The 21,749-nt window shown below is 37.6% G+C and carries 20 protein-coding genes; all 20 read right to left on the reverse strand.

Annotated elements, in window-relative coordinates:
- Positions 1 to 104: 104 nt before the first annotated feature.
- Entirely contained in the window at positions 105 to 1,589 is a 1,485-nt protein-coding gene (locus tag D7D81_RS18590; RefSeq protein WP_125991531.1) for an alpha-N-arabinofuranosidase, read from the reverse strand.
- A gap of 254 nt (positions 1,590 to 1,843) precedes the next feature.
- On the reverse strand, positions 1,844 to 2,842 hold the full coding sequence (locus D7D81_RS18595; RefSeq protein WP_125991533.1) for a LacI family DNA-binding transcriptional regulator: 999 nt from the start codon (positions 2,840 to 2,842) through the stop codon (positions 1,844 to 1,846).
- Between the two features lie 450 nt (positions 2,843 to 3,292).
- Positions 3,293 to 4,567, reverse strand: a complete 1,275-nt coding sequence (locus D7D81_RS18600) for a family 43 glycosylhydrolase (protein ID WP_125991535.1) — start codon at positions 4,565 to 4,567, stop codon at positions 3,293 to 3,295.
- 33 nt (positions 4,568 to 4,600) lie between these two features.
- The gene (locus D7D81_RS18605; RefSeq protein ID WP_125992383.1) at positions 4,601 to 5,413 is read right to left on the reverse strand and encodes a carbohydrate ABC transporter permease; all 813 of its coding nucleotides are present in this window, start codon (positions 5,411 to 5,413) and stop codon (positions 4,601 to 4,603) included.
- Positions 5,414 to 5,479: 66 nt separating this feature from the next.
- On the reverse strand, positions 5,480 to 6,391 hold the full coding sequence (locus D7D81_RS18610) for a carbohydrate ABC transporter permease (protein ID WP_125991537.1): 912 nt from the start codon (positions 6,389 to 6,391) through the stop codon (positions 5,480 to 5,482).
- Positions 6,392 to 6,482: 91 nt separating this feature from the next.
- The gene (locus tag D7D81_RS18615) at positions 6,483 to 7,751 is read right to left on the reverse strand and encodes an ABC transporter substrate-binding protein (RefSeq protein ID WP_125991539.1); all 1,269 of its coding nucleotides are present in this window, start codon (positions 7,749 to 7,751) and stop codon (positions 6,483 to 6,485) included.
- A gap of 180 nt (positions 7,752 to 7,931) precedes the next feature.
- Positions 7,932 to 8,480 carry an ECF transporter S component gene (locus D7D81_RS18620; RefSeq protein ID WP_125991541.1) on the reverse strand — a complete coding sequence of 183 codons (549 nt, stop codon included), beginning with the start codon at positions 8,478 to 8,480 and terminating at the stop codon, positions 7,932 to 7,934.
- A 71-nt stretch (positions 8,481 to 8,551) separates the two neighbouring features.
- Entirely contained in the window at positions 8,552 to 8,851 is a 300-nt protein-coding gene (locus D7D81_RS18625) for a YerC/YecD family TrpR-related protein (RefSeq protein ID WP_125991543.1), read from the reverse strand.
- A gap of 20 nt (positions 8,852 to 8,871) precedes the next feature.
- Positions 8,872 to 10,407: a glutamine-hydrolyzing GMP synthase gene (gene guaA / locus D7D81_RS18630; RefSeq protein ID WP_125991545.1), complete on the reverse strand. Its 1,536-nt coding sequence runs from the start codon at positions 10,405 to 10,407 to the stop codon at positions 8,872 to 8,874.
- Positions 10,408 to 10,560: 153 nt separating this feature from the next.
- Positions 10,561 to 11,649, reverse strand: a complete 1,089-nt coding sequence (gene asd / locus D7D81_RS18635) for an aspartate-semialdehyde dehydrogenase (RefSeq protein WP_125991547.1) — start codon at positions 11,647 to 11,649, stop codon at positions 10,561 to 10,563.
- Between the two features lie 125 nt (positions 11,650 to 11,774).
- Positions 11,775 to 12,575, reverse strand: a complete 801-nt coding sequence (locus tag D7D81_RS18640) for a methyl-accepting chemotaxis protein (RefSeq protein ID WP_125991549.1) — start codon at positions 12,573 to 12,575, stop codon at positions 11,775 to 11,777.
- Between the two features lie 26 nt (positions 12,576 to 12,601).
- On the reverse strand, positions 12,602 to 12,796 hold the full coding sequence (locus tag D7D81_RS18645) for a hypothetical protein (protein ID WP_125991551.1): 195 nt from the start codon (positions 12,794 to 12,796) through the stop codon (positions 12,602 to 12,604).
- Between the two features lie 168 nt (positions 12,797 to 12,964).
- Positions 12,965 to 14,038 (reverse strand): pyridoxal-phosphate-dependent aminotransferase family protein, encoded by a 1,074-nt coding sequence (locus D7D81_RS18650; RefSeq protein ID WP_125991553.1) that lies wholly within the window; start codon positions 14,036 to 14,038, stop codon positions 12,965 to 12,967.
- A 121-nt stretch (positions 14,039 to 14,159) separates the two neighbouring features.
- A complete protein-coding gene (trpA, locus tag D7D81_RS18655; RefSeq protein WP_125991554.1) occupies positions 14,160 to 14,957 on the reverse strand; it encodes a tryptophan synthase subunit alpha in 798 nt (265 codons plus the stop codon).
- Positions 14,958 to 14,983: 26 nt separating this feature from the next.
- Positions 14,984 to 15,592, reverse strand: coding sequence for a phosphoribosylanthranilate isomerase (locus D7D81_RS18660; protein WP_125991556.1), 609 nt, complete (start codon positions 15,590 to 15,592; stop codon positions 14,984 to 14,986).
- Positions 15,589 to 16,359, reverse strand: coding sequence for an indole-3-glycerol phosphate synthase TrpC (gene trpC / locus D7D81_RS18665; protein ID WP_125991558.1), 771 nt, complete (start codon positions 16,357 to 16,359; stop codon positions 15,589 to 15,591). The genes D7D81_RS18660 and trpC overlap by 4 nt, the downstream gene beginning before the upstream one ends.
- Positions 16,359 to 17,384 carry an anthranilate phosphoribosyltransferase gene (gene trpD, locus D7D81_RS18670; protein WP_125991560.1) on the reverse strand — a complete coding sequence of 342 codons (1,026 nt, stop codon included), beginning with the start codon at positions 17,382 to 17,384 and terminating at the stop codon, positions 16,359 to 16,361. The genes trpC and trpD overlap by 1 nt, the downstream gene beginning before the upstream one ends.
- Positions 17,385 to 17,404: 20 nt before the next feature.
- A complete protein-coding gene (locus tag D7D81_RS18675) occupies positions 17,405 to 17,968 on the reverse strand; it encodes an anthranilate synthase component II (RefSeq protein WP_125992385.1) in 564 nt (187 codons plus the stop codon).
- On the reverse strand, positions 17,959 to 19,446 hold the full coding sequence (trpE, locus tag D7D81_RS18680; protein WP_125991562.1) for an anthranilate synthase component I: 1,488 nt from the start codon (positions 19,444 to 19,446) through the stop codon (positions 17,959 to 17,961). Before trpE ends, D7D81_RS18675 begins: the two co-directional genes overlap by 10 nt.
- A 329-nt stretch (positions 19,447 to 19,775) precedes the next feature.
- Positions 19,776 to 21,737, reverse strand: coding sequence for a glycoside hydrolase family 127 protein (locus D7D81_RS18685; RefSeq protein WP_125991564.1), 1,962 nt, complete (start codon positions 21,735 to 21,737; stop codon positions 19,776 to 19,778).
- Between the last annotated feature and the right edge of the window lie 12 nt (positions 21,738 to 21,749).

A 21,749-nucleotide genomic window follows, 5' to 3' on the forward strand; every position in this document is an offset into this window, starting at 1 on the left:
TTCCTCCTTAATAAAATTCAAGACTTTCATTTAACAATTTATTCTTTAAAATATATTATTTTTTGAACATTTTCACCTCCTAAAGTCTCAAATAAAACTAGCTGCTATCCTTTTATAGTTAAACGAACAACAGAACTGGAAGGAAGATTAACTTGAAAACCATCCTTTGTTAAATTAAAATCATCAAATTGTTGTGGTTTTACTCTATTTTTATCTTCAAAAGTATTATGGGCATTTAATTTATCAGAAGTCAATACCCTGCCCTTAAGATCAGATATAGCCAATTCTGTACTGTTACATACACATTCTAATTTAATGTTTTTATCATCTTTTAGATTACATAAAGTAATATTAATATTACCTTCCCTGTCTACTGAAGTAGATCCATTGACCGCAGGTATGCTTTCATCTTCCATCTGATAATCTTCACTAACTAAGTTGAAATCTAACAATTGAGCATCCTGATGGACTTTGTACATTTCAAAAACATGATAAGTTGGAGTAAGTAATATTTCTTCTCCACGTGTTAAAACCATTGCTTGAAGAACATTTATTGTCTGAGCAATATTAGCCATCTGAACACGGTCACAGTGATTATTATAGATATTTAAATTAATACCAGCAATCAGGGCATCCCTTAATGAATTTTGTTGATACAAAAAGCCTGGATTTGTATTTGATTCCACATTATACCAGGCACCCCATTCATCAACTATTAAACCTACTTTTTTATCCGGGTCATATTTATCCATAATAGTGCTATGTTTTTCAATAAGTTCCTCCATATAAAGGGCTTTCTTTAATGTATTAAACCACTCTTTTTTATCAAAATCAGTAGCAGAACCCTTATTCTCCCAGTCTCCAGGAACAGTATAATAATGCAGACTTAAACCATCCATATATTTACCAGCTCTACTCATTAGTATTTCCATCCACTCATAATCATCTGTATTAGGGCCACAGGCAATTTTGTAAATTTTATTATCACCATAATTGCGTACATAAGTCTGGTAACGCCTATATAAATCAGCATAGTATTCGGGCCGCATATTTCCCCCACAACCCCAATTTTCATTACCTACACCAAAATACCTTAATTTCCAAGGTTTATCTCTCCCATTTTCTTGACGCCAGTTTGTCATAGGAGATTCTCCAGCAAATGTCATATATTCAACCCACTGCTGCATCTCATAAACCGTACCACTGCCTACATTACCACAGATATATGGTTCAGCATTTAACTGCTCACATAAATCCAAAAACTCATGTGTGCCAAAATGGTTATTTTCCGTTACCCCACCCCAGTGGGTATTGACTATTTTAGCACGTTTTTCCCGGGGGCCTACACCATCTTTCCAGTGATACTCATCAGCAAAACAACCCCCAGGCCAGCGAAGAACTGGGATATCTATCTCCTTTAGAGCTTCTACTACATCATTCCTGATACCACGAGTATTAGGAATATCAGAATCCTCACCAACCCAGATACCCTCATAAATACACCTACCTAAATGTTCAGCAAAATGCCCATAAATATTCCTATTGATTTTACCTTTCTTAATGTCTGCATTTAGTATTAACTTGTTCATTTCATCACCACTTTTTTTATTTTTAATAATTGATCACTACTTAGATTCATCAAAATAAAAACATTTTTGATTAATTTTCACTGTTGCCTCATAAACTGATTTTCCACTATACTGACAATATTATAGACAACAGAGAGGTTGGCTCAATATATAATAATATCTGAAAAATAAAATTACATAAAACATTTGAAAAATTTAAAACACTATCCGACTAAATTAGACTTTATTTCTAAACGTTTAGAAAAAACCACAATTTAAGAAGTATTTCTTACTATTAATTCTGGAGAAATTTTAATATGTACAGGAGCTGTGGTATCTCTATTAATTCTTTTAAAGAGTATATCCATCGCCAGGTCGGCCATCCTGGATTTAGGAATACTCATGGTTGTTAGTTTGGGAAAGGTAAATGATGCCACACTATCATCAAACCCAACCAGAGCAATATCCCCAGGTATTTTCTTCCCTATTTGGCGTAAGCCGTCTATTATAACAGAACCCATGAGATCATTATAAACAAAAAGGGCATCTATCTCAGGGTTTTGGCTAATCATTTTCTGGACAATAGCTATTACTTCCTCATATCTAAAGGATTTACAAAATTTTATAAAATCTTCTTGATAATTTAGCCCGGCTTCTACTAAGGCCTGCCGATAACCCTTTAACCTTTCATTAGTAGTCTGACTGTCATTTATACCAATAAAACCTATGTTTCGATATCCCTTTTCTACCAAATGCCGCACAGCCAGCCGACCACCCTCCATATCATCAGGTATAATGGTATCAATTTTCTTACTGGTTCTAGCACCTGCCATCCCTACTATTGGAATATTTTCATCCTGCAGATGGTCTATAAAGTTTACTTCTTCTATTTCCCAGGTCAGGGAAGTTATTACCCCTGCTACCCTATTTTCAATTAATGATTCAAGATAATACCTGGCTCGATCAACTTTGCCTTCTGTATTACATAGATAAACCCCATAGCCCTTTTTGAAGGCTAGATCTTCAACTGCTTTAGCCAGCTGTGGGAAAAATTCATTAGTAATCGAAGGTACTATATAAGCTAAAACAAGAGTTTCTTTTCGTGAAAGGGCCCGGGCAATGCGGTTAGGACGATAATTTAGTTCATTAATTGCCTTTTCAACCTTCCTGGTCAATTTATCACTTACTTTTACTCCTGAGTCTTTATTTATTACAGCTGAGACAGTAGCAATCGAAACATTCGCAAGTTTAGCAACATCTTTTATTGTAGCCAATTTTATCACCTTATTTAGCAGCTTTTGTATTAAAATAGGTAAGTAATCCTGATTTCTAAACGTTTAGATTAACATAATACTATTGTAATATATATGCAATTATTTGTCAACTATTCGTTAAATATCCTGTGAGTTAATTTTTTTAATAAACAGCTTACTGGAAAACGACCAGCTTATTTAATTACTCTAAGAGTCTGTTCGAAAAGTATCAGTATATACCGCGCCGGGGATTATATATCCCTTCACTCCACGGTAACACCACAGGTACTCCGTATTTGACTAGAGCACACAAGAACAGTTTAAGGTTGCACCTTAACTTCGCTTAGGGATATATAATCCCCTATTTATGCCTTTTCAAACAGACACTCTAAATTAATTTATTATAGTATTAAAATATAGTAGTTGATTATACTACTATATTCTAATACATAAAACACAATCAAACTTAATTTATTTTACTATCACTCTGGCGCTGGCCTTTAATGAAGTCTCAAGCTGATAGCCCGGATATGCCAAATTAGGTGTTCCATCACTGTTCCAATATAGTCTCTGAACTCGGGCATGCCGATTGGGATCATAGAGGGGGTTTCCTTCAATCTCTTTATATGGTCGGGCATGGTAAACTAAAAGATCAGTCTTTCCATCCTCTGCAACTGTAAATGAATTATGCCCAGGGCCATATTGTTCAGTTTCTTTATTACTGGTAAACACAGGATAGGGTGTTTTTTCCCAGGAAACAGGATCAAGCAGATCACTATCATCATCTGCGGTAAGTAATCCCATACAGTAATTATGGTCTGTAGCACTGGCAGAATAGGCAATAAATATCCGACCATTCCTTTTTATTACCGCAGGACCTTCATTGACATTAAACCCTATCCTTTCCCAATCATAAATCGGTTCAGCGATTAATACCTGATTCCCCTCTATAGTCCAGGGGTTTTTTAATCTATCTATATATATATTTGAAACCCTATCATTATCAGTTTTCTGAGCCCATACAATGTATCGCTCTTCCTTATGTTCAAAGGTTGTAGCGTCAAGAGAAAAACTTTCAAAGTTAATATTCAGTTTACCTTTTTCTTCCCAGTTTCCAGTCAATGGATTTTCATCCTTGCACTCCAGTATATAGGGTCGGATAGCCCAAATATCTTCTTCCTGCCCGGCAGCAAAATAAATATACCAATTCCCATCTATATAATGAATCTCCGGTGCCCAGATATGTTTACTCATCTCTCCAGTAGGGTGTTTTCTCCAGAGCACTTTCTCTGGAGCAGTGATTAATCCTTCAATAGTTTTTGCCCTTCTAAGTACAATCCGATCATATTCAGGTACAGAAGCAGTAAAGTAGTAATAGCCATCTGTATGTTTATAAATATAAGGGTCAGCCCGCTGCTCAATAAGGGGGGAAGGGTATTTCAGGGGTTTCACCCTACCCGAAACAGTAAATTCCCCCTTTTTATTATATACACCAGGGTCTATATCCTCCCAAACTACTGCCAGATTATCTGTTTGACCATTACTATATTCAACCTCTACCTCTGCTGGCAGCTCAGGCCTTACTCCCACTACTGTACTCAGCTCGACCTCTTTAATTTTGCTAATCGTAATAACTTTATCATCAGCTGCTAAAACACTATTTGATAATAATATAATCAAACTCAATAAGGTAAAAAATACTATACTATTAATCATTAGCCAACTCTCACTCCTTTTATTATTCATAAGATACCAGCTCCTATTTTTAAAAACTAACTATCAACCCTTTACTCCACCTACAGTTAAACCTGAAATGAAAGACTTCTGATTAAATAAAAAGATAATAATAATTGGAACTACTGAGGCAACGGCCCCGGAAAAAAGCATATCATAACTATTACCATAAGGGGTAATTAATGAGGCCAGCCCGATTGGCAGAGTAAAATTTGTATTTGTCCTAAGTACTATTAAAGGCCAGACAAAGGCATTCCAGCTGAACATAGCCTGTAATATAACCATAGCACCAAAAGCAGGTTTCATCAAAGGCATCATTATTCTAAAGAAGATACCAAATTCTGAGCAACCATCGATCCTACCAGCATCAAGTAATTCTTTAGGAAGCCCTATAGCAAATTGCCGGAAGAAAAATATTGCTACAGGTGAGACAACAAAGGGTAAAATAACCCCAGCATAGGTATCAATTATATGAAGTAATACCGATAATTTATAGAGCGGTAAAATCAATATTTCAATCGGTACCATCAGTAAAACCAGTACAAGTACAAATATTAAATTTTTACCTTTAAATTCATACATTGCCAGACCATAACCAACCAGTGAACAAAGGAAAACAGATATCACGGTATGGAGCCCTGTAATTATAACACTGTTTTTATACCAATCCAAATAAATACCATTACTCTCTTTGAATAAGATAAGGTAATTCTTAAAAGACATAACATCCAATTCTATCTTTGTATTGATACCATTTTTAATTATCTCAGCCCCTGGTTTAAAGGAAGAGACCAACATAAAAAAGAAAGGTAAAAGCGCAAATAAGGCCATTAATATTAAAACAAACAGGTATACCATTGAAGTGGTATTAATCCCCTTTTCCCCCACTGAAGTATTTATACCCTCTTTTAATTTTGTCATTAGCTATTCACCCTCTTTCTTAAATAAGCCAAAGAATTTTAATTGAATAAGGTTTATTATCAAAACTATCAATAAAAGTGTTATCCCAATAGCAGAGGCATAACCCATTTCAAAATTATTAAAACCAACCTGATAGATATAAGAAACAATAGTCATACCAATATCACCAGGTGTAGCAGTCTGCCAGTAGGCATAACTTTCAGCAAACATCTTATAACCACCAAAAACACTAATGGTTAAGACATAGATTATCACTGGTTTAAGATTCGGTATAGTTATATGACGAAATTTATCCCATCTATTAGCACCATCTATAGCAGCTGCTTCATAGATCTCATCAGGTATCCCCTGAAGACCAGATAGAAAATAGATTATATTAACCCCTAACCAGCGCCAGGTACATAGTACAACCAGACCAATCATCGCTGGGGTAGAGTTCTGCAGCCAGACAATAGGTTCTATACCAAAAAGGCCTACTAAAGAATTCATTAAAGTCTGTGGATTTTCTCCAAAGGAATAACGAAAAAACATACCTGCTACAATTACAGACGTAAGTGCCGGCATAAATAAAGACGAACGAAAAAAATTTTTAAATCTGCTATGCTTACTATTTAATAAAACTGCCAGTACAAGTGGTAAAGGAATTAATATTAATATAGTCCAGAAAGTATAACTCGTGCTTGTCATCAAAGCACTCAAATAATGCTTGTTAAGTAGTTTCTCATAATTAGCTAATCCCACATAACTAGCTTCACCAAAGCCGATCTCCTGAAAACTCATAATTATAGTTGATATCATGGGATATAAATAAAACAATAAAAAGGCAATAATAAATGGTGAGACAAATAGATATGGTACAAATTTTGGTGAATTTAAGAATGTATTTGTTAAGCTCCACTTTCTTCTACCTTTCATAATCTATCACCTTCCTCTTAAAGTTTAAAAGATTCAACTGTTAATATTACTATAACAGCTGAATCTTTTTATTATTTTAGCATAGAGATCTTTATTTTAATTCTTCAGCTGCTTCTTTAAGGACTTCTTCAGGAGTCATGCTCTGTTCTTTCAAGGCTTTAAAAGATACATTTTTCTTAAGAAGGTCTATAGCCTTTGGATATTTTTCTGTAATAACTGTTGGATTTATCTCATCTTTAATCTCAAGTAGAATATCAAAAATACCTTTGCCAAAATAATCTGTGTAATCATTATTAGCTTTCATTTCTGGGGAATCCCAGACATCCCATCTTACAGGGTCAAAACCCAGTACTGTCCACAATTTTTTAGAGGCTTCTTTAGATAACTTGGCCTCTCCCAGGAAATTCACAGCTAAGTCTTTATGTTTACTTTGTATGGTAACAACCGTACCTGTACCACCCATACCAGCAGACCTATTACCGCCTTCTTTCCAGGCCGGCAGTGGTCTGATAATCATCTTACCCTTAAGATCAGGCATATACTGAACAAAACGCCCCATATACCAGATAGGCATCATCAGGGAAGCTGCCCCACCATTGTTCATAAAGGCCCAATATTCTTCTGAATGATGAAATCCACCAGGGGCAGGTATGGCTATCTGATGTTTATAGATCATATCTTTTAAGAATTGTAGAACCTTAATATTTGTCTCATTATCTAAAATAACCTCACCATCTGGTGTAAAGATATCAGAACCAGCCTGGCTAATCAAAGGATAATAAGACCAGTGTTCAGTAACTTCGATAGTGGTCATGGGTTTACCAGTTGCTGCCTTAACCTTCTTACCAGCCTCAACATAATCATCCCAGGTTACTATCTCATCTACATCAACACCAGCTGCGTCCAGATACTCTTTGTTGTAATACATAACTTCAGCACCAACATGAAAGGGCATGCCATAATATTTGCCACCTTTAGAATAGTTGTCAAACCTGGCCTTAATAGTTTTATCAAGCACAGGCTCTACAACATCATTTAAAGGAACTAACTGAGGTGTTTTACCTTTTAAATAATTAGCAAATTTACTGATCTCAATATCTGACAAATCTGGAGCTCCAACACCCGATTGAAGTGCAATCAGGAGTTTGTTATGCATCTGATCATATGGATAAACAGAAGTCTCTAAGACTATTTGATTATCCAGATTTTTCTCATTCCAGACCTCTACTGCATCATCCATAAACTCCTTATGCAGTTCCTGATAAGTCCAGTAAGTAAGTCTCGTCTCTTTAGCTAAGCCAGAAACAGCCATCACTGTCAACATAGCTATTACTAATAACAACACAAAAACCTTTTTCATTAAATCTCCTCCTAGTTTAAATTCTATACTAATTATATGATAAAGGAATTTTACTTTCACTCAACATTTTTTACCACCAACTATAATATTTTTAACTTTCTAAATAAAAATAAAAATCGTATAACTATGCACTAAAAGATAGGGCCCATCACAGGCCCTATCTTTTCACTAATAATTTAATTATTTGTTTAAATTTTTTTCTACCGGCTGATTTTTGTTCTGATACATCATAACAGCCTTTCCTACCAGACTAACCAAAATAGCAGCTACTACTGCCTCTGGAACACCATGTACCAAAGCAACTGATACTGCTGCTTCATATGGTAGATAACCCCTAAAAACAGCCAGACCAAGAACTAGTACCGTATTAGTCACGGTTCCTACAAGCCCGGCTATAATGAGGCCAACACTAGTGTTTTTCTCACGGAAACCCAGATAGGCAAAGTAAGCAGTAACACCAATTAATAAGCGTGGTAAAATAGCTATTATTGGATCAGCAAAAAGAACACTTGTTGCCCTAAAAAAACTTGACATACCAAAAATCAAACCAATAAGCAGACCTACCACAGGTCCTTCTAATACACCACCAAGTATTACTGGTATATGCATGATAGTAACTGCTCCTGCCGGAGTTGGCACAGGAATCAATCCAAGGCCTGATAATCCAAGTATTATGGAAACAGCCCCCAACATTCCAGCAACTACAATCTTGCGCGTAGTCAACCTCACATTTCTCACCTCCCAGTCATTTAGATCCAGGGGTGGATCTAATATATGATTTTATTTATGAGAAGACCGGTTTATTCTTCCTCCAGATATCCCATCCTATCAAGGATGATACTATAACCATCAGCCCCATAATACAGGCATCTTTTTACCCTACTAATGGTGGCTGTGCTGACACCGGTCTTATCAACTATTTCTTCATAGGTTGCACCAGTTCTCAACATTCTAGCAACCTCAAACCTCTGTCCAAGGGATTTAACCTCACTCACAGTGGCAATATCCTCAAAGAATCTGTAGCATTCTTCCCTGTTATTCAGCTGTAAAATTGCATCAAAGAGTTGATCGGTAAATTCATCTTTAAGGCTCCTGCTCATTTAAATCGTCTCCTTTAAAATCACTCCCATTCAATAGTTCCTGGAGGTTTTGAGGTTATATCATAAACAACCCGGTTAATTGATTTAACTTCATTGACTATTCTGTTAGCAATACGTTCCATTAATTCGTAAGGGAGTCTAGCCCAATCTGCTGTCATGGCATCATCACTGGTAACTGCCCTAAAAACTATGGGATAACCATATGTCCTCTCATCACCCATAACACCGACACTTCTGATTTCAGGTAGAACAGCAAAGGACTGCCAGATTTCTTTATATAAGCCAGCTTTTTTAATCTCTTCCTGAATAATAGCATCAGCTTCCCGCAGTATCTCCAATTTCTCTTCTTCAACAGTACCAATAATCCTGATGGCCAGCCCGGGACCAGGAAAAGGCTGACGCCAGACTATATCATCTGGTAAACCGAGCACTTCACCTATTTTCCTGACTTCATCCTTAAATAGGTCACGGAGAGGCTCTATTAATTCAAACTCAATATCTTCAGGAAGACCACCTACGTTATGATGGCTCTTAATAGTTGCTGCTGAATCACTGCCACCACTTTCGATAACATCAGAATAGAGTGTGCCCTGAACAAGATACCTGGCATCCCCCAGTTTAGCAGCCTCTTCTTCAAAAACCCTGATAAATTCACTACCAATAATCTTCCTTTTTTCCTCCGGTTCCTTTACTCCAGCCAGTTTTTTCAAGAACCTCTCTCTAGCATCCACATAAACCAAACTCATATTAAATTCTTCAGCAAAGGTCCTTTTAACCTGTTCGGCTTCACCTTTGCGTAGTAATCCATGGTCAACAAAAATGCAGGTCAGCTGGTCACCAATCGCTTTGTGGACCATAGCAGAGGCAACCGCTGAATCAACACCACCAGAAAGGCCGGAGATAACCCTATCACTGCCGACCTTTGCTTTTATAGTCCTTAACTCTTCATTAATAAAATCTGCCATGTTCCAGTCACCACTTACTCCACAGACCCTGAATAAAAAGTTATGTAAAATTTCCTTACCGTATATAGTATGTACAACCTCAGGGTGGAACTGCACACCATAAAGACCCTTTTCATAATTACTCATCGCTGCCACCGGGGTTACCTCTGTCCTGGCAGCTATTACAAAACCATCTGGAACCTCTTTAACATGGTCACCATGGCTCATCCAGACCTGACTATCCTCAATATCTTCATAAATCCCTTGATTATCAATTATATTTAACCTGGCTTTACCATATTCACCATACTCTGCCTTCTCAACAACACCCCCAGCAAGTAATTTAGCCATTAACTGCATACCATAACAAATGCCAAGAATAGGTATTCCCAGTTCAAAAATCTCCTTATCTATTTTTGGAGCATCTTCCAGGGTAACACTCTTTGGCCCCCCAGAAAATATTATCCCTTCAGGATTTAATTCCTTAATTTTTGCAATATCTACATCATAGGGTAAGATAGTTGAATATACCTTTGCCTCCCTGACACGGCGGGCAATTAGTTGACTATACTGACCCCCAAAATCCAGTATTAGTATTTGTTCCTGCTGCATAGCTCTCTCCTTTCAGAACCATTACTTACTTTAGTTGATTAAAGTATAACTATTTTCTTAAATAATGTCAAGTTTTATCCTGATAATGGTATCACTTTGTAAAAGAAAAACCAGATAAAAGATATACCCTTTATCTGGTATTATTGATTGTATTTATTTAATATATTCTTTAGCTGTTAACAGTTCAGCCATAAGAATAGCACCACCGGCCGCTCCTCTTACTGTATTATGAGAGAGGCCTACAAACCTATAATCAAAGACATTACATTTCCTTAACCTACCAACAGTGACTGCCATACCTTTACCTTCGTCACGGTCTTTCCTGGGTTGAGGTCTATCTGCTTCATGTCTTACTAAAATAGCCTGTTCAGGGGCAGTAGGCAGCTCTAATTCCTGGGGTACGGAACTAAACTCTTCCCAAATCTTAGTTATCTCACTTATTTCTGGTTTCTCCCCTTTGAATTTCAAACTCACACAGGCAGTATGCCCATCTATAACCGACACCCTGTTACAATGAGCTGATATTTTTATTGATTCATCATAGACAAATTTACCATTCTTAATATCCCCCAATATCTTCTGTGGTTCAATTTCAGATTTCTCTTCTTCACCATTAATAAAAGGTACTACATTGTCAAGCATATCAAGGGCAGATGGTCCTGGATAACCTGCACCTGACAGGGCCTGTAGGGTTGTCACAATCATTTCATCTACCTGATAACCCTTTTCCATCAAGGCATAGACAGGTGTAACATAGCTCTGCACACTACAATTTGGTTTAACAGCCAGCAGACCCTTATCCCAACCGTAATGTTTGCGCTGTTGTGGAATAATCTCAGCATGGGCTGCATTTACCTCTGGTATTAACATAGGTACATCTGCTGTATGACGGTGGGCAGAATTATTTGAGACAACTGCAAACCCCTGATCAGCATAAGCCATTTCCAGTTTCTTAATCTCTTCTTTAGGAAGATTCACAGCGGAAAACAATAACGAACATTTCCCTTTAGCAGCTGATATATCAGCTGCATTACCAACAATTAACCCCTTTACATTGTCTGGTATCGGGGTAATCATCTGCCATCTCCCTTCAACTGCCTCCACATAGGTCTTTCCGGCAGAACGGGGAGAAGCAGCTACATAACTTACCTCATACCAGGGGTGGTCAGCCAGTAACCTCAAATAATTCTGCCCAACCATTCCGGTAGCCCCCATTACCCCTACTTTAATCTTCTTCTCCATATTTTTATCACCTCAAATATAGTAAATTGATAATTTTCAGCTAAACAAAGCTTACAGTTATTAATACAAAATTATAACATGATAAAGCGAAAAATACAATGAAGTGAAGATTATTTTATCTAATCTTAAATTATAAATCTATCTAAATTTTTATTTAACTCAACTACCGTATTTTTTAATTCACTAGCAAGATTAGCTAACTGATCTGCTGAAGAAACCTGTTCTTCACTGTCAGCAGTCACTTCTTCAGTAGAAGCAGCTGCCTCCTGGGCAATAGAGGCTATACCAACTATCTCATCAACCACTTTATCTTTGTAATCATCTATTTCTGTAATGGCTTCATTGACCCTGTTAACTTCTTCTGTTATTGTTTCCAGTGAAGCAATAATTCCTTTGAAGGCCTGTTCTGTCTCATGTACAGACCTGTTCTGTTCTTCAAATATTACATTTGCCTTTTCTACCTCTTCAGCCACAACCCCAAACCCCTTACCAGCATCACCAGCACGGGCTGCTTCTATAGAGGCATTTAAGGAAAGAAGACTGGTCTGTTCACTTATCCCACTGATAATATCCACAATTTTACTGATTTCTAAAGCCTTATTATTTAAGTTATTTATATCCTCTTTAATTCTGCTGGACATTTCAGCAGTTGTATTGCTTTTCTCATTTAGAGTATTTACTGTTTCTCCAGCATTTTTACTGGTAATTTTTATTTCCCTGGCAGCATTAAAAACCAATTTAATATTTTCATTCACATCAGCAATACGTTTAGCCAGCAGTTCCATTACCTCTGTAGTAGACTGAACATCATCAGCCTGGCTTTGCGCCCCTATAGAAATACTCTCTACTGATTCAGATACCTGTTGTGCTACAGAATATGATTGCCTGGAGACTTCACTTATTACACCTGTATCTTTTAAAACCATATCACTGGTCTTATGGGTAGAATTTATTAATATTTAACAATCTCCTTAGAATAAAAACCAACTTTTTCTTCGATGGCAGCCCTTGAACCCTGATATGTAAAATATCCAATTATAGAAAGCGGCACTATCAGGAGTGTCTTTACCCTTATCCTGGTAAAGACTATTTTTTTACCTATTCTACCTTCTTTACTCCTCTTACAAATTTTTTTTAGATCAATCATAAAATCCCTCCAATCATACAAAACCTGTTCATTTTTTTGATAAAAATAACACCTTTACTATAATATTTATCAAATTGTAATAAAAACCTTTTTATTGTCAAAAAAATATAAAGATTCAGTTTATCGTGAAAATAATAAAACCCTGCAATTCAACAGGGTTTAAAAATACTATTTTAATGATAGTATATCATTTATTGACGCTAACAAACCTCTAATATCAGCCAGAGTCCAGTCCCCCATGTGGCCTATTCTAAAGGCTTTCCCTTTTAAATCACCATAACCATTAGCAATCCTCATATGATATTTATTGACAAGTTCCTTATTTAAATCCGGAATAGATATGTCCCTGGTATTTAAGATACAGGTAACTGTCTGCGACCAGTAGCCTTTTTCTGGATAGATATCAAAGTATTCCAGGGCCCATTCCTGAACATAATGGGCCATCTCCTGATGTCTCTTAAATCTATTTTCTATTCCTTCTACATCAACAATATCTTTTAACTGTCTGCACAGGGCAAATAAATGTGGTATTGCTGGTGTTGATAGTGTTTGACTCCTCTGATGATATTTATACATGTTTAATAGATTAAAGTAATAACTCCTTTTCTCTACATCTTCCGCCCTGGCCAGCAATCTATCACTTACTGAGGCCACAGCTAATCCAGCCGGTAGGGCAAAAGCCTTCTGCAAACCAGCCAGACACATATCAATACCCCATTCATCAACCCTGATTTCTGTACCAGCCATAGCTGAAACAGAATCAACCAGGAAGAGAACATCATCATACTGCTTAATAGCTTCCCCAACCTCTTTAAGGGGATTCATCATACCTGTAGAAGTCTCATTAAAGACCATAGTAACCGCGTCATATTTCCCACTAGACAGTTTTTCATCTACCAGTTCTGGTTTAATGGCTTTATTCCATTCGACATCTACCCTATCACAGGGAACACCATTTTGCTGGGCAATCTGATACCAGCGCTGACTAAAAGCACCATTAACTAGACACAAACAGCGTTTTTTAACACCATTTGTGACAGCCGCTTCCATTGCCCCGGTTGATGAAGATGTAAAAAGGAATACGGGATTTTCAGTAAACAACAGTTTCTTAAGATAAATTTGAAGCTCATCATATAACTTTCTAAACTCCTCTGTCCGGTGATGGATCTGTGGACTAGCAAGCTCGTTTAATAATTCAGCCCTTACCTCTGTTGGCCCAGGTGTAAACAATTTATCATGCATTTATATACCCCCCATTATTGGCTGCTTTCTGCTTTGTTAAGCAAAATTATTATTCTTTTTATGTATTGTTGTGTTAATAATTATAACAATAAGAGTGCGATTTGTCTACTTGATAATTATCTTATCCCTTACTTAAATATCCGATAAACTCACCAATAGTTTCAACAAACTCATCTTCTCTCTCCGGGAGCAACTTCAGGTTTTCTTCAATCTTATTGACTATAGCACTGCCAACAATAGCTCCATCAGCATAACTATGAACTTGTTTAACATGTTCAGGCTTAGAAATGCCAAAGCCAACAGCTACCGGGACATCCCTTAGTCCTTTTATCAAACTAACCTGTTCTTCAATTTCACTGGATAACTCTTCCCTGGTTCCTGTAACACCACTCCGGGAGACTGCATAGATAAAACCACTGGCATTTTCAACAATCTCCTTAATCCTATCCTCAGTAGTATTAGGAGATACTAACATTATTATATCTAAATTATTTCTAGCCTTTCTTAGTTCATGGTCAGAACCAAGGGGGAGGTCGGGTATAATTACCCCATCTACCCCTGAATCTTCACAATCCTGAACAAATGATTTAACACCATAGCGGTAAACACTATTATAATAGCCCATTAAAACAAGGGGAAGTTGACTTTTTTCCCTGATGTTTTTTACTAGCTTGAAAATAGACTGTAGATTAGTTTTATGGACCAGACTCCTTTGGGCAGCCTTTTGTATAGTAGGACCATCAGCAAGGGAAGAACCATATGGTATCCCCAGCTCAATTATACCAGCACCGTTTTTCTCAGCAGCCAGAACCAGTTCCTCAGTAATCCCAAGATCAGGGTCCCCTGCCATCAAAAAAGGAATAAAGGCTTTTTCCCCATCTACTTTTATAGCTTTAAAATATGCCTCAATTCTACTCATTTATCTAATCACCTATCTCTTCCTCTTTATCTATCTTTTGCTTTTTCAATAAATCTCTTCATCTTCAACTTATCTTTAATTCCGGGGCTTTTTTCAATTCCACTACTGACATCAACTGCAAATGGCCGAGTTAGATGAATAGCCTTCTGGACATTCTCTTCATTTAAACCACCGGCAATAATAATCTTTCCGTATTCTGCCGCCTTAGCTGCCAGCTGCCAGTCAAAAGTCTTACCGGTCCCACCTGCTCTATCTGGGTGAAAGCTATCCAGGAGATACACAGCCGTCTGATAGCAGCCAAGACCTACCAGGGATTTTTCATCTCTAACCCGGAAGGCCTTAATAACCGGCAGCCTGAATTCCTGACAGTATTCTGGTGATTCACTACCATGAAACTGTAAATAATTAATACCAGTCTCTTTAATTATTTCCTTGACAAAATCATAGGGGTGATTTAAAAACACCCCTACTTTTCCAATACTATCAGGTATTTCAGCTATAATCCTGGCTGCCTGCTCCACACTAACCCGGCGGGGACTGTCAGCAAAGATAAATCCCAGAAAATCGGCACCATATTTAACTGCCTGAAGGGCATCAGCAATCCTGGTAATACCGCAGACCTTTATCCTGGTCATCCTATCAACTCTTTTACTTTATCCCCAGGACTGGTACTTGTCATTAAGGCCTCCCCGATTAAAACAGCATCAACCTTTTTCTCTAACAAATCTATATCTGTTCGGTTTTTAATACCACTTTCACTCACTACCACTCTATCCTGAGGGATATATTTAAGCAGGTCGAGTGTTGTTGCCAGTTTAACTTTAAATGTCCTGAGGTCCCGATTATTTATCCCTATAATATCTGCCCCGGCTGATAAGGCCTGTTCTAGTTCATCCCTATCATGCACCTCTACCAGGGCATCCATCCTCAGTTCCTTAGTCAGAGCAATATACCTTTGCAATTTTTCTGCTGTTAAGACAGCAGTAATCAATAGAACAGCATCAGCCCCGTACAATCTGGCCTGATAGATTTGATAGGAATCAATTATAAAGTCTTTTCTTAAGACCGGTAAAGAGCCAGCTGCCTTAACCTCTTTTAAATATTCCAATCTACCCTGAAAAAATTTCTCATCTGTTAAAACCGATATTGCCCTGACCGGTGAATTATTATACTGCTGAGCAATATCTACTGGATTAAAATCCCTCCTGATTACACCTCTGGAGGGAGAGGCCTTTTTAATTTCGGCAATTATTGAAATACCCGGCCTCTTTAGGGCAGACTTGAAGGAATAGCTTGCCATCTCTAACTCGCTGAGCTTTTCCTTTAACACCCCAGGGTCGAGCTGCTTTTTTTGTTCACAGACCTCTAAATTCTTATGTTCTATAATTTTATCAAGTATCATTATATAGCCACCCCTGCAAGTTGAGCTGACAGCTCCTGAAGTTGATTTAATTTCTTTAAGGCTGCCCCACTATCAATTGCCTCGGCAGCTAAATTTAATGCATCTTTAAAATTATCAACTTTTTCAGCAATAACTAAGGCAGCTGCTGAATTCAATAAGACAATATCCCTTTTTTTGTCTTGGTGGCCATGTAGAATATCCCTGGCTATCCTGGCATTTTCATCAGGAGAACCACCAGCCAATTCCTCAATTGCAGCAGTTTCTAAGCCCAGTTCCAGTGGATCAAGATAATATGTCTGAACCTTTCCATCAGTAAGTTGGCTGACCCTGGTTTTACCAGTAGTTGTTATTTCATCCATACCACCTATTCCATGTACAACCAGGGCCGCCTTAACCCCTAGGTTTTTCAGTACATAGGCCACAGGTTCTGTTAAATCAGGGTCATACACACCAAGCAGTTGTAGTTCTGCTCCAGCAGGGTTGGTTAAAGGCCCCAGGACATTAAAAATAGTCCTGATCCCTATCTCCCGGCGGGGTTTTACGGCATATTTCATGGCTTGATGAAAAACAGGGGCAAACAAAAATCCAATCCCTATCTCATCAATACATCTACCTACCTGCCTGGGTTCTAGATTAATATTTACCCCGAGTTTTTCCAGGAGATCTGCACTGCCACAGGTACTGGATACTGAACGATTCCCGTGTTTGGCAACCAACAGACCAGCCCCGGCCAGGACAAAGGCAGTTACCGTAGAAATATTAAAGGTATTTAAACTGTCACCACCTGTACCGCAGACATCTATCAAGCCCCTGCTTGCTACTGGTATTCCGGCTGCTTTTTTCCTCATAACCATAGCTGCACCGGTTATTTCTTCAATTGTCTCTCCCTTTATTCTTAAAGCAGTAATATAGGAAGCTATCTGAGCTGGTGTAGCTTTTCCTTCCATAATATCAGCCATAACTGAGATACTCTCCTCTAAAGTCAGATTATCTCCATTAATCACCTTATTAATCACTTCTCTCAACTCTTCTCATCTCCTTCTAGCTAATTTACTTGCAGGAAATTCTGCATAATCTTCTCTCCTACAGAGGTCATAATCGATTCAGGGTGAAATTGCAGGCCATATAACAGGGCAGCATTATCTTCAATCCCCATAATCAAACCATCTTCTGTGCTGGCTGTAATCTCAAACCTATCAGGTAGGCTATCCTGCCTGATAATTAATGAATGATAACGTGCTGCCTCAAAATCACCAAGGTCTTTAAGAATGCCTTTTCCAGTATTGATTATTCTAGAGGTTTTACCATGACATAAGAATGGAGCCTTTTCTATTTCTGCCCCCAGGGCGGCAGCAATTGTTTGATGGCCCAAACAGATGCCGAGAATAGGTATCTTCCCTGAGAACACCTCAACCATCTTTAATGATATACCAGCTGATTCAGGTCTCCCCGGTCCAGGGGAAATAACAATCTTTTCCGGCTCTAAGGATTCTATCTCCTCCAAACTTATTTTATCATTGCGTTTAACAATAATATCATCCCTGAATTCCCCTATTAGTTGAACCAGATTATAGGTGAAAGAATCGTAATTATCAATAATTAAGATAATATCCGACACCCCCTTTCTGCCAGTTCAATTGCTTTAATTAAGGCCTGGGCTTTATTAATAGTCTCCTGGTATTCTGCCTCAGGGTTAGAATCAGCTACAATACCGCCCCCAGCCTGGATAAAGGCCTTACCCTCTTTAATAACCATCGTCCTGATGGCAATACAACTGTCTAAATTACCTGAATAACCAAAATAGGCAATAGTTCCAGCATAGGGGCCGCGATTGGTCTTTTCCAGTCGATCAATTATCTCCATAGCCCTTATTTTTGGGGCACCGGAAACTGTTCCAGCAGGAAAACAGGCCTCCAGGGCTGAGTAAATATCCTCCCCCTCTTTTAATTCACCCTGCAGGTCAGATACCATATGCATTACATGTGAATAATACTCCACATCCATTAGTCTAGCTGCTTTCACAGAACCATAACGGCTTACTTTCCCAATATCATTCCTACCCAGGTCTACTAGCATAATATGTTCTGCCCTTTCCTTCTCATCTGCCAGAAGATCAAGGGATAACCTTTCATCTTCAGCAGAGTCACAACCCCTTTTTCTGGTACCAGCTATCGGTCTATTTTCGATCTTGCCATCCTTTACCCTGACCAGCAACTCTGGTGATGAACCTACTATCTGAAATTCAGCAAAATCAAAATAATACATATATGGGGAGGGATTTATTCTCCTTAACTGCCGATAAATATTAAATGACGGTACCTTTACCGGAATTTCAAACCGCTGTGAGAGAACAACCTGGAAGATATCTCCTTCTTCAATATATTCCTTAGCCCTATAAACACTGTCTATATAATCATCTTTGCTGATATTTGATTTGATATTTTTCCCGATTTTTCTATTAATATCAGGTTCCTTATCTGTTTCAAATAATCTAGTCATCTCTAATTTCTTACTTATATCTTCTATCTTGTTAACAGCCTCTTGATAATCTTCTTTCCCTCTATCTACTTTAATATTACTAACTATCTTAATACTGTGATATAAATGATCAAAAACTAAAACTGTATCAGAAATCATAAACATCATCTCAGGCATTTTCTGGTCATCTATAGCCTGTTGTGGTACCTCTTCAAAATACTTAATACAGTTATAACCTAGATAACCCACTGCCCCTCCATAAAAAGGTGGCAATCCACTTGTCTCTACTACTTTATAATCTGCCAAAATCTCTTTGAGGCTAAGTAGAGGGTTATCCGTCCGATAGGTTTCAGTTATATTACCCTGACTATCCCTGATAATTAACTGCTGGTCTTTACAGGAAACGAGAGCATGACACTTTAAACCCAAAAAGGAATACCTGCCAAATTCCCCGTGTTCAACACTTTCCAACAGATAGGAAGATTCCTCCTTTAGTTTTAGATAAGCAGTTATCGGTGTTTCAGTGTCAGCTATTATTTCCTTATACAGGGGAATTAAGTTACCCTTTCCCTGTAAGTTCACAAACTCTTCAAAAGATAGATTATACATAGGCTCACCCCTTATAATATTTGTTTGACTTATCCAGAGTCTACTATTGACAACAACAAAAAAGGCCCTTAGACCATGAGTCTAAAGACCTTAATATCCATAGAATAAGCATAGAAATAACTGTAAATAGGGGATACCCCTCTCAACTCAACTCTGCTATACTCTACTATTAAACCCTCTTCAACTCAACTCATCTAAGCTAATACTAACTCTATCTATACTATTATACATTTTTATATTGTATATTATGATATACTTTTTTTAATCTATTGTCAAGAAATTTTATGCTAAAAACTTTTTATAATCTGCTATACCTTCCCTATTCTTAATTAATTCATCTTGTTTATCCAGACCAACATTTCACCTGCTTGCCTGTTATTCCAGGAAAAATAAGGAACAGCAGTAATTTCAATCGGTTTATACCGCAGATTTTCAGTAGAATATAATCTACCAGACCAGGCAGATTCATCTAGTTTCACTGCCTGACCCCTTATCATAGTTACTCCACCCAGCAGATCACTCCTGTATGCTGCTTTTAATTCTGTACTATCAGGCAAATAAATGGCCGGCAGATTACTTCCATTATCTACTTCTTCCAGACAATAAACAACAGGTCCTCTTTGAATAGCTACTTTTCCTATATTTTCACGCACCTGTGGATTGGCAGATACCCTTTCTACAGGCATATTTAAACTTAATTCTACTGTATCTCTAGCAGTCCAGCTGCTGTTTAAATAAACATAACCATTATCTATTAATTCTGCAATGTTTATTTTTTCCCCATTAACCTTTAACTTGGCTTGCTTACACCAGGAAGGAATCCTTAAAGCTAGAACAAAGTGGGGTTTTTTAGCCTTTAATATAGTAAGCTTTACATTCCCATCCCAGGGATAATTTGTCTCCTGTTTCAAACTCATTTCATTATTATTTAATTCAAGGTCTACTGTACTATCAATATACAGGTTTACAAATACACTATCTTGATTATAAGAATATATATACTGTCCTATTGAAGCCAATAAACGTGCAAGATTTGGAGGACAGCAAGCGCATCCAAACCACTTCTGCCGGACTGGTTTGACATGCTTATGGTCATGTCTTTGCTGACAGACCCCAGGCCTTACTTCCAAGGGGTTAACATAGAAAAACTTCTGGCCATCTTCAGATATTCCACTTAAAACCCCATTATAAAGGGCTCTTTCCATTATATCTATATATTCAGCCTTTGGATCCAAATGAAACATTCTCTGGGCAAAGAATATCAAGGCTATTGCAGCACAGGTCTCTGTATAGGCAGTATCATTTGGAAGGTCATAATCAAAAGTAAAAGACTCTAAATGACCGCTAGAGCCGATTCCACCGGTAATATACATCTGCTTTTTAGTGACATTATTCCAGAGTCTCTTACATGCTTCAAGTAGTTGTTTATCCCCTGTCTCCTTTGCCACATCTGCCATACCACAATACATATACATAGCTCTTACTGCATGCCCTACAGCAGTAGCCTGCTCCCGCACAGGTTTATGTGCCTGAAAGTAGGCTAAATCAACTATCTCCTCCTGATCAGGCCAGTGGCTTGTCTTACCCCTTTTTTCCCACTCTAAATCAAAATAATTTGGCTCCTTACCACGTTCATCAATAAAATATTTAGCCAGTTCTCTGTATTTTTTATTACCAGTTGTCTTATATAATTTTATTAGAGCCATTTCAATCTCCTGATGTCCAGGATAGCCCTTTATTTTATCTTCCTCCCTACCAAACTTTTTAGCAATTAAATCTGCAAAACGTATCACTACATCCAGCAGTTTTCTTTTTTTGCTTGCCTGGTAATAAGCAACTGCTGCCTCTATCATGTGCCCGGCGCAATATAATTCATGACATTCTGCTAGATTAGTCCATTTATGATCAGGCTCTTTAATTGTATAATATGTATTTAAGTAACCATCAGGCTGCTGGGCCTTTTCTATTAAGTCAATTACACTATCAGCCAGTTTTTCCAGTTCTTCATCAGGGTTGGTAGTTAATTGATAAGCCACTGCTTCCAGCCATTTTGCCACATCACTATCCTGAAAAACCATACCAACAAACTCACCTCCTGTTTCTCCGGCTGCAATCCTAAAGTTTTCAATAGCATTACTGGGGTCTGCATCGGCTATCTCATTATTTAATGCCTTCCACTGATAAGGAATTACTTCCTTTCTAACCACTTCATTCTTAATGTAAAACAAACCATAATTAAGCTTAACATTTTTTAATGGAACCGCCTCTAAATAAACAGGATCTTTTATCATATTTGTTTGCCT

Source organism: Halocella sp. SP3-1 (assembly GCF_003953885.1).
GTDB lineage: Bacteria > Bacillota > Halanaerobiia > Halanaerobiales > DTU029 > Iocasia > Iocasia fonsfrigidae.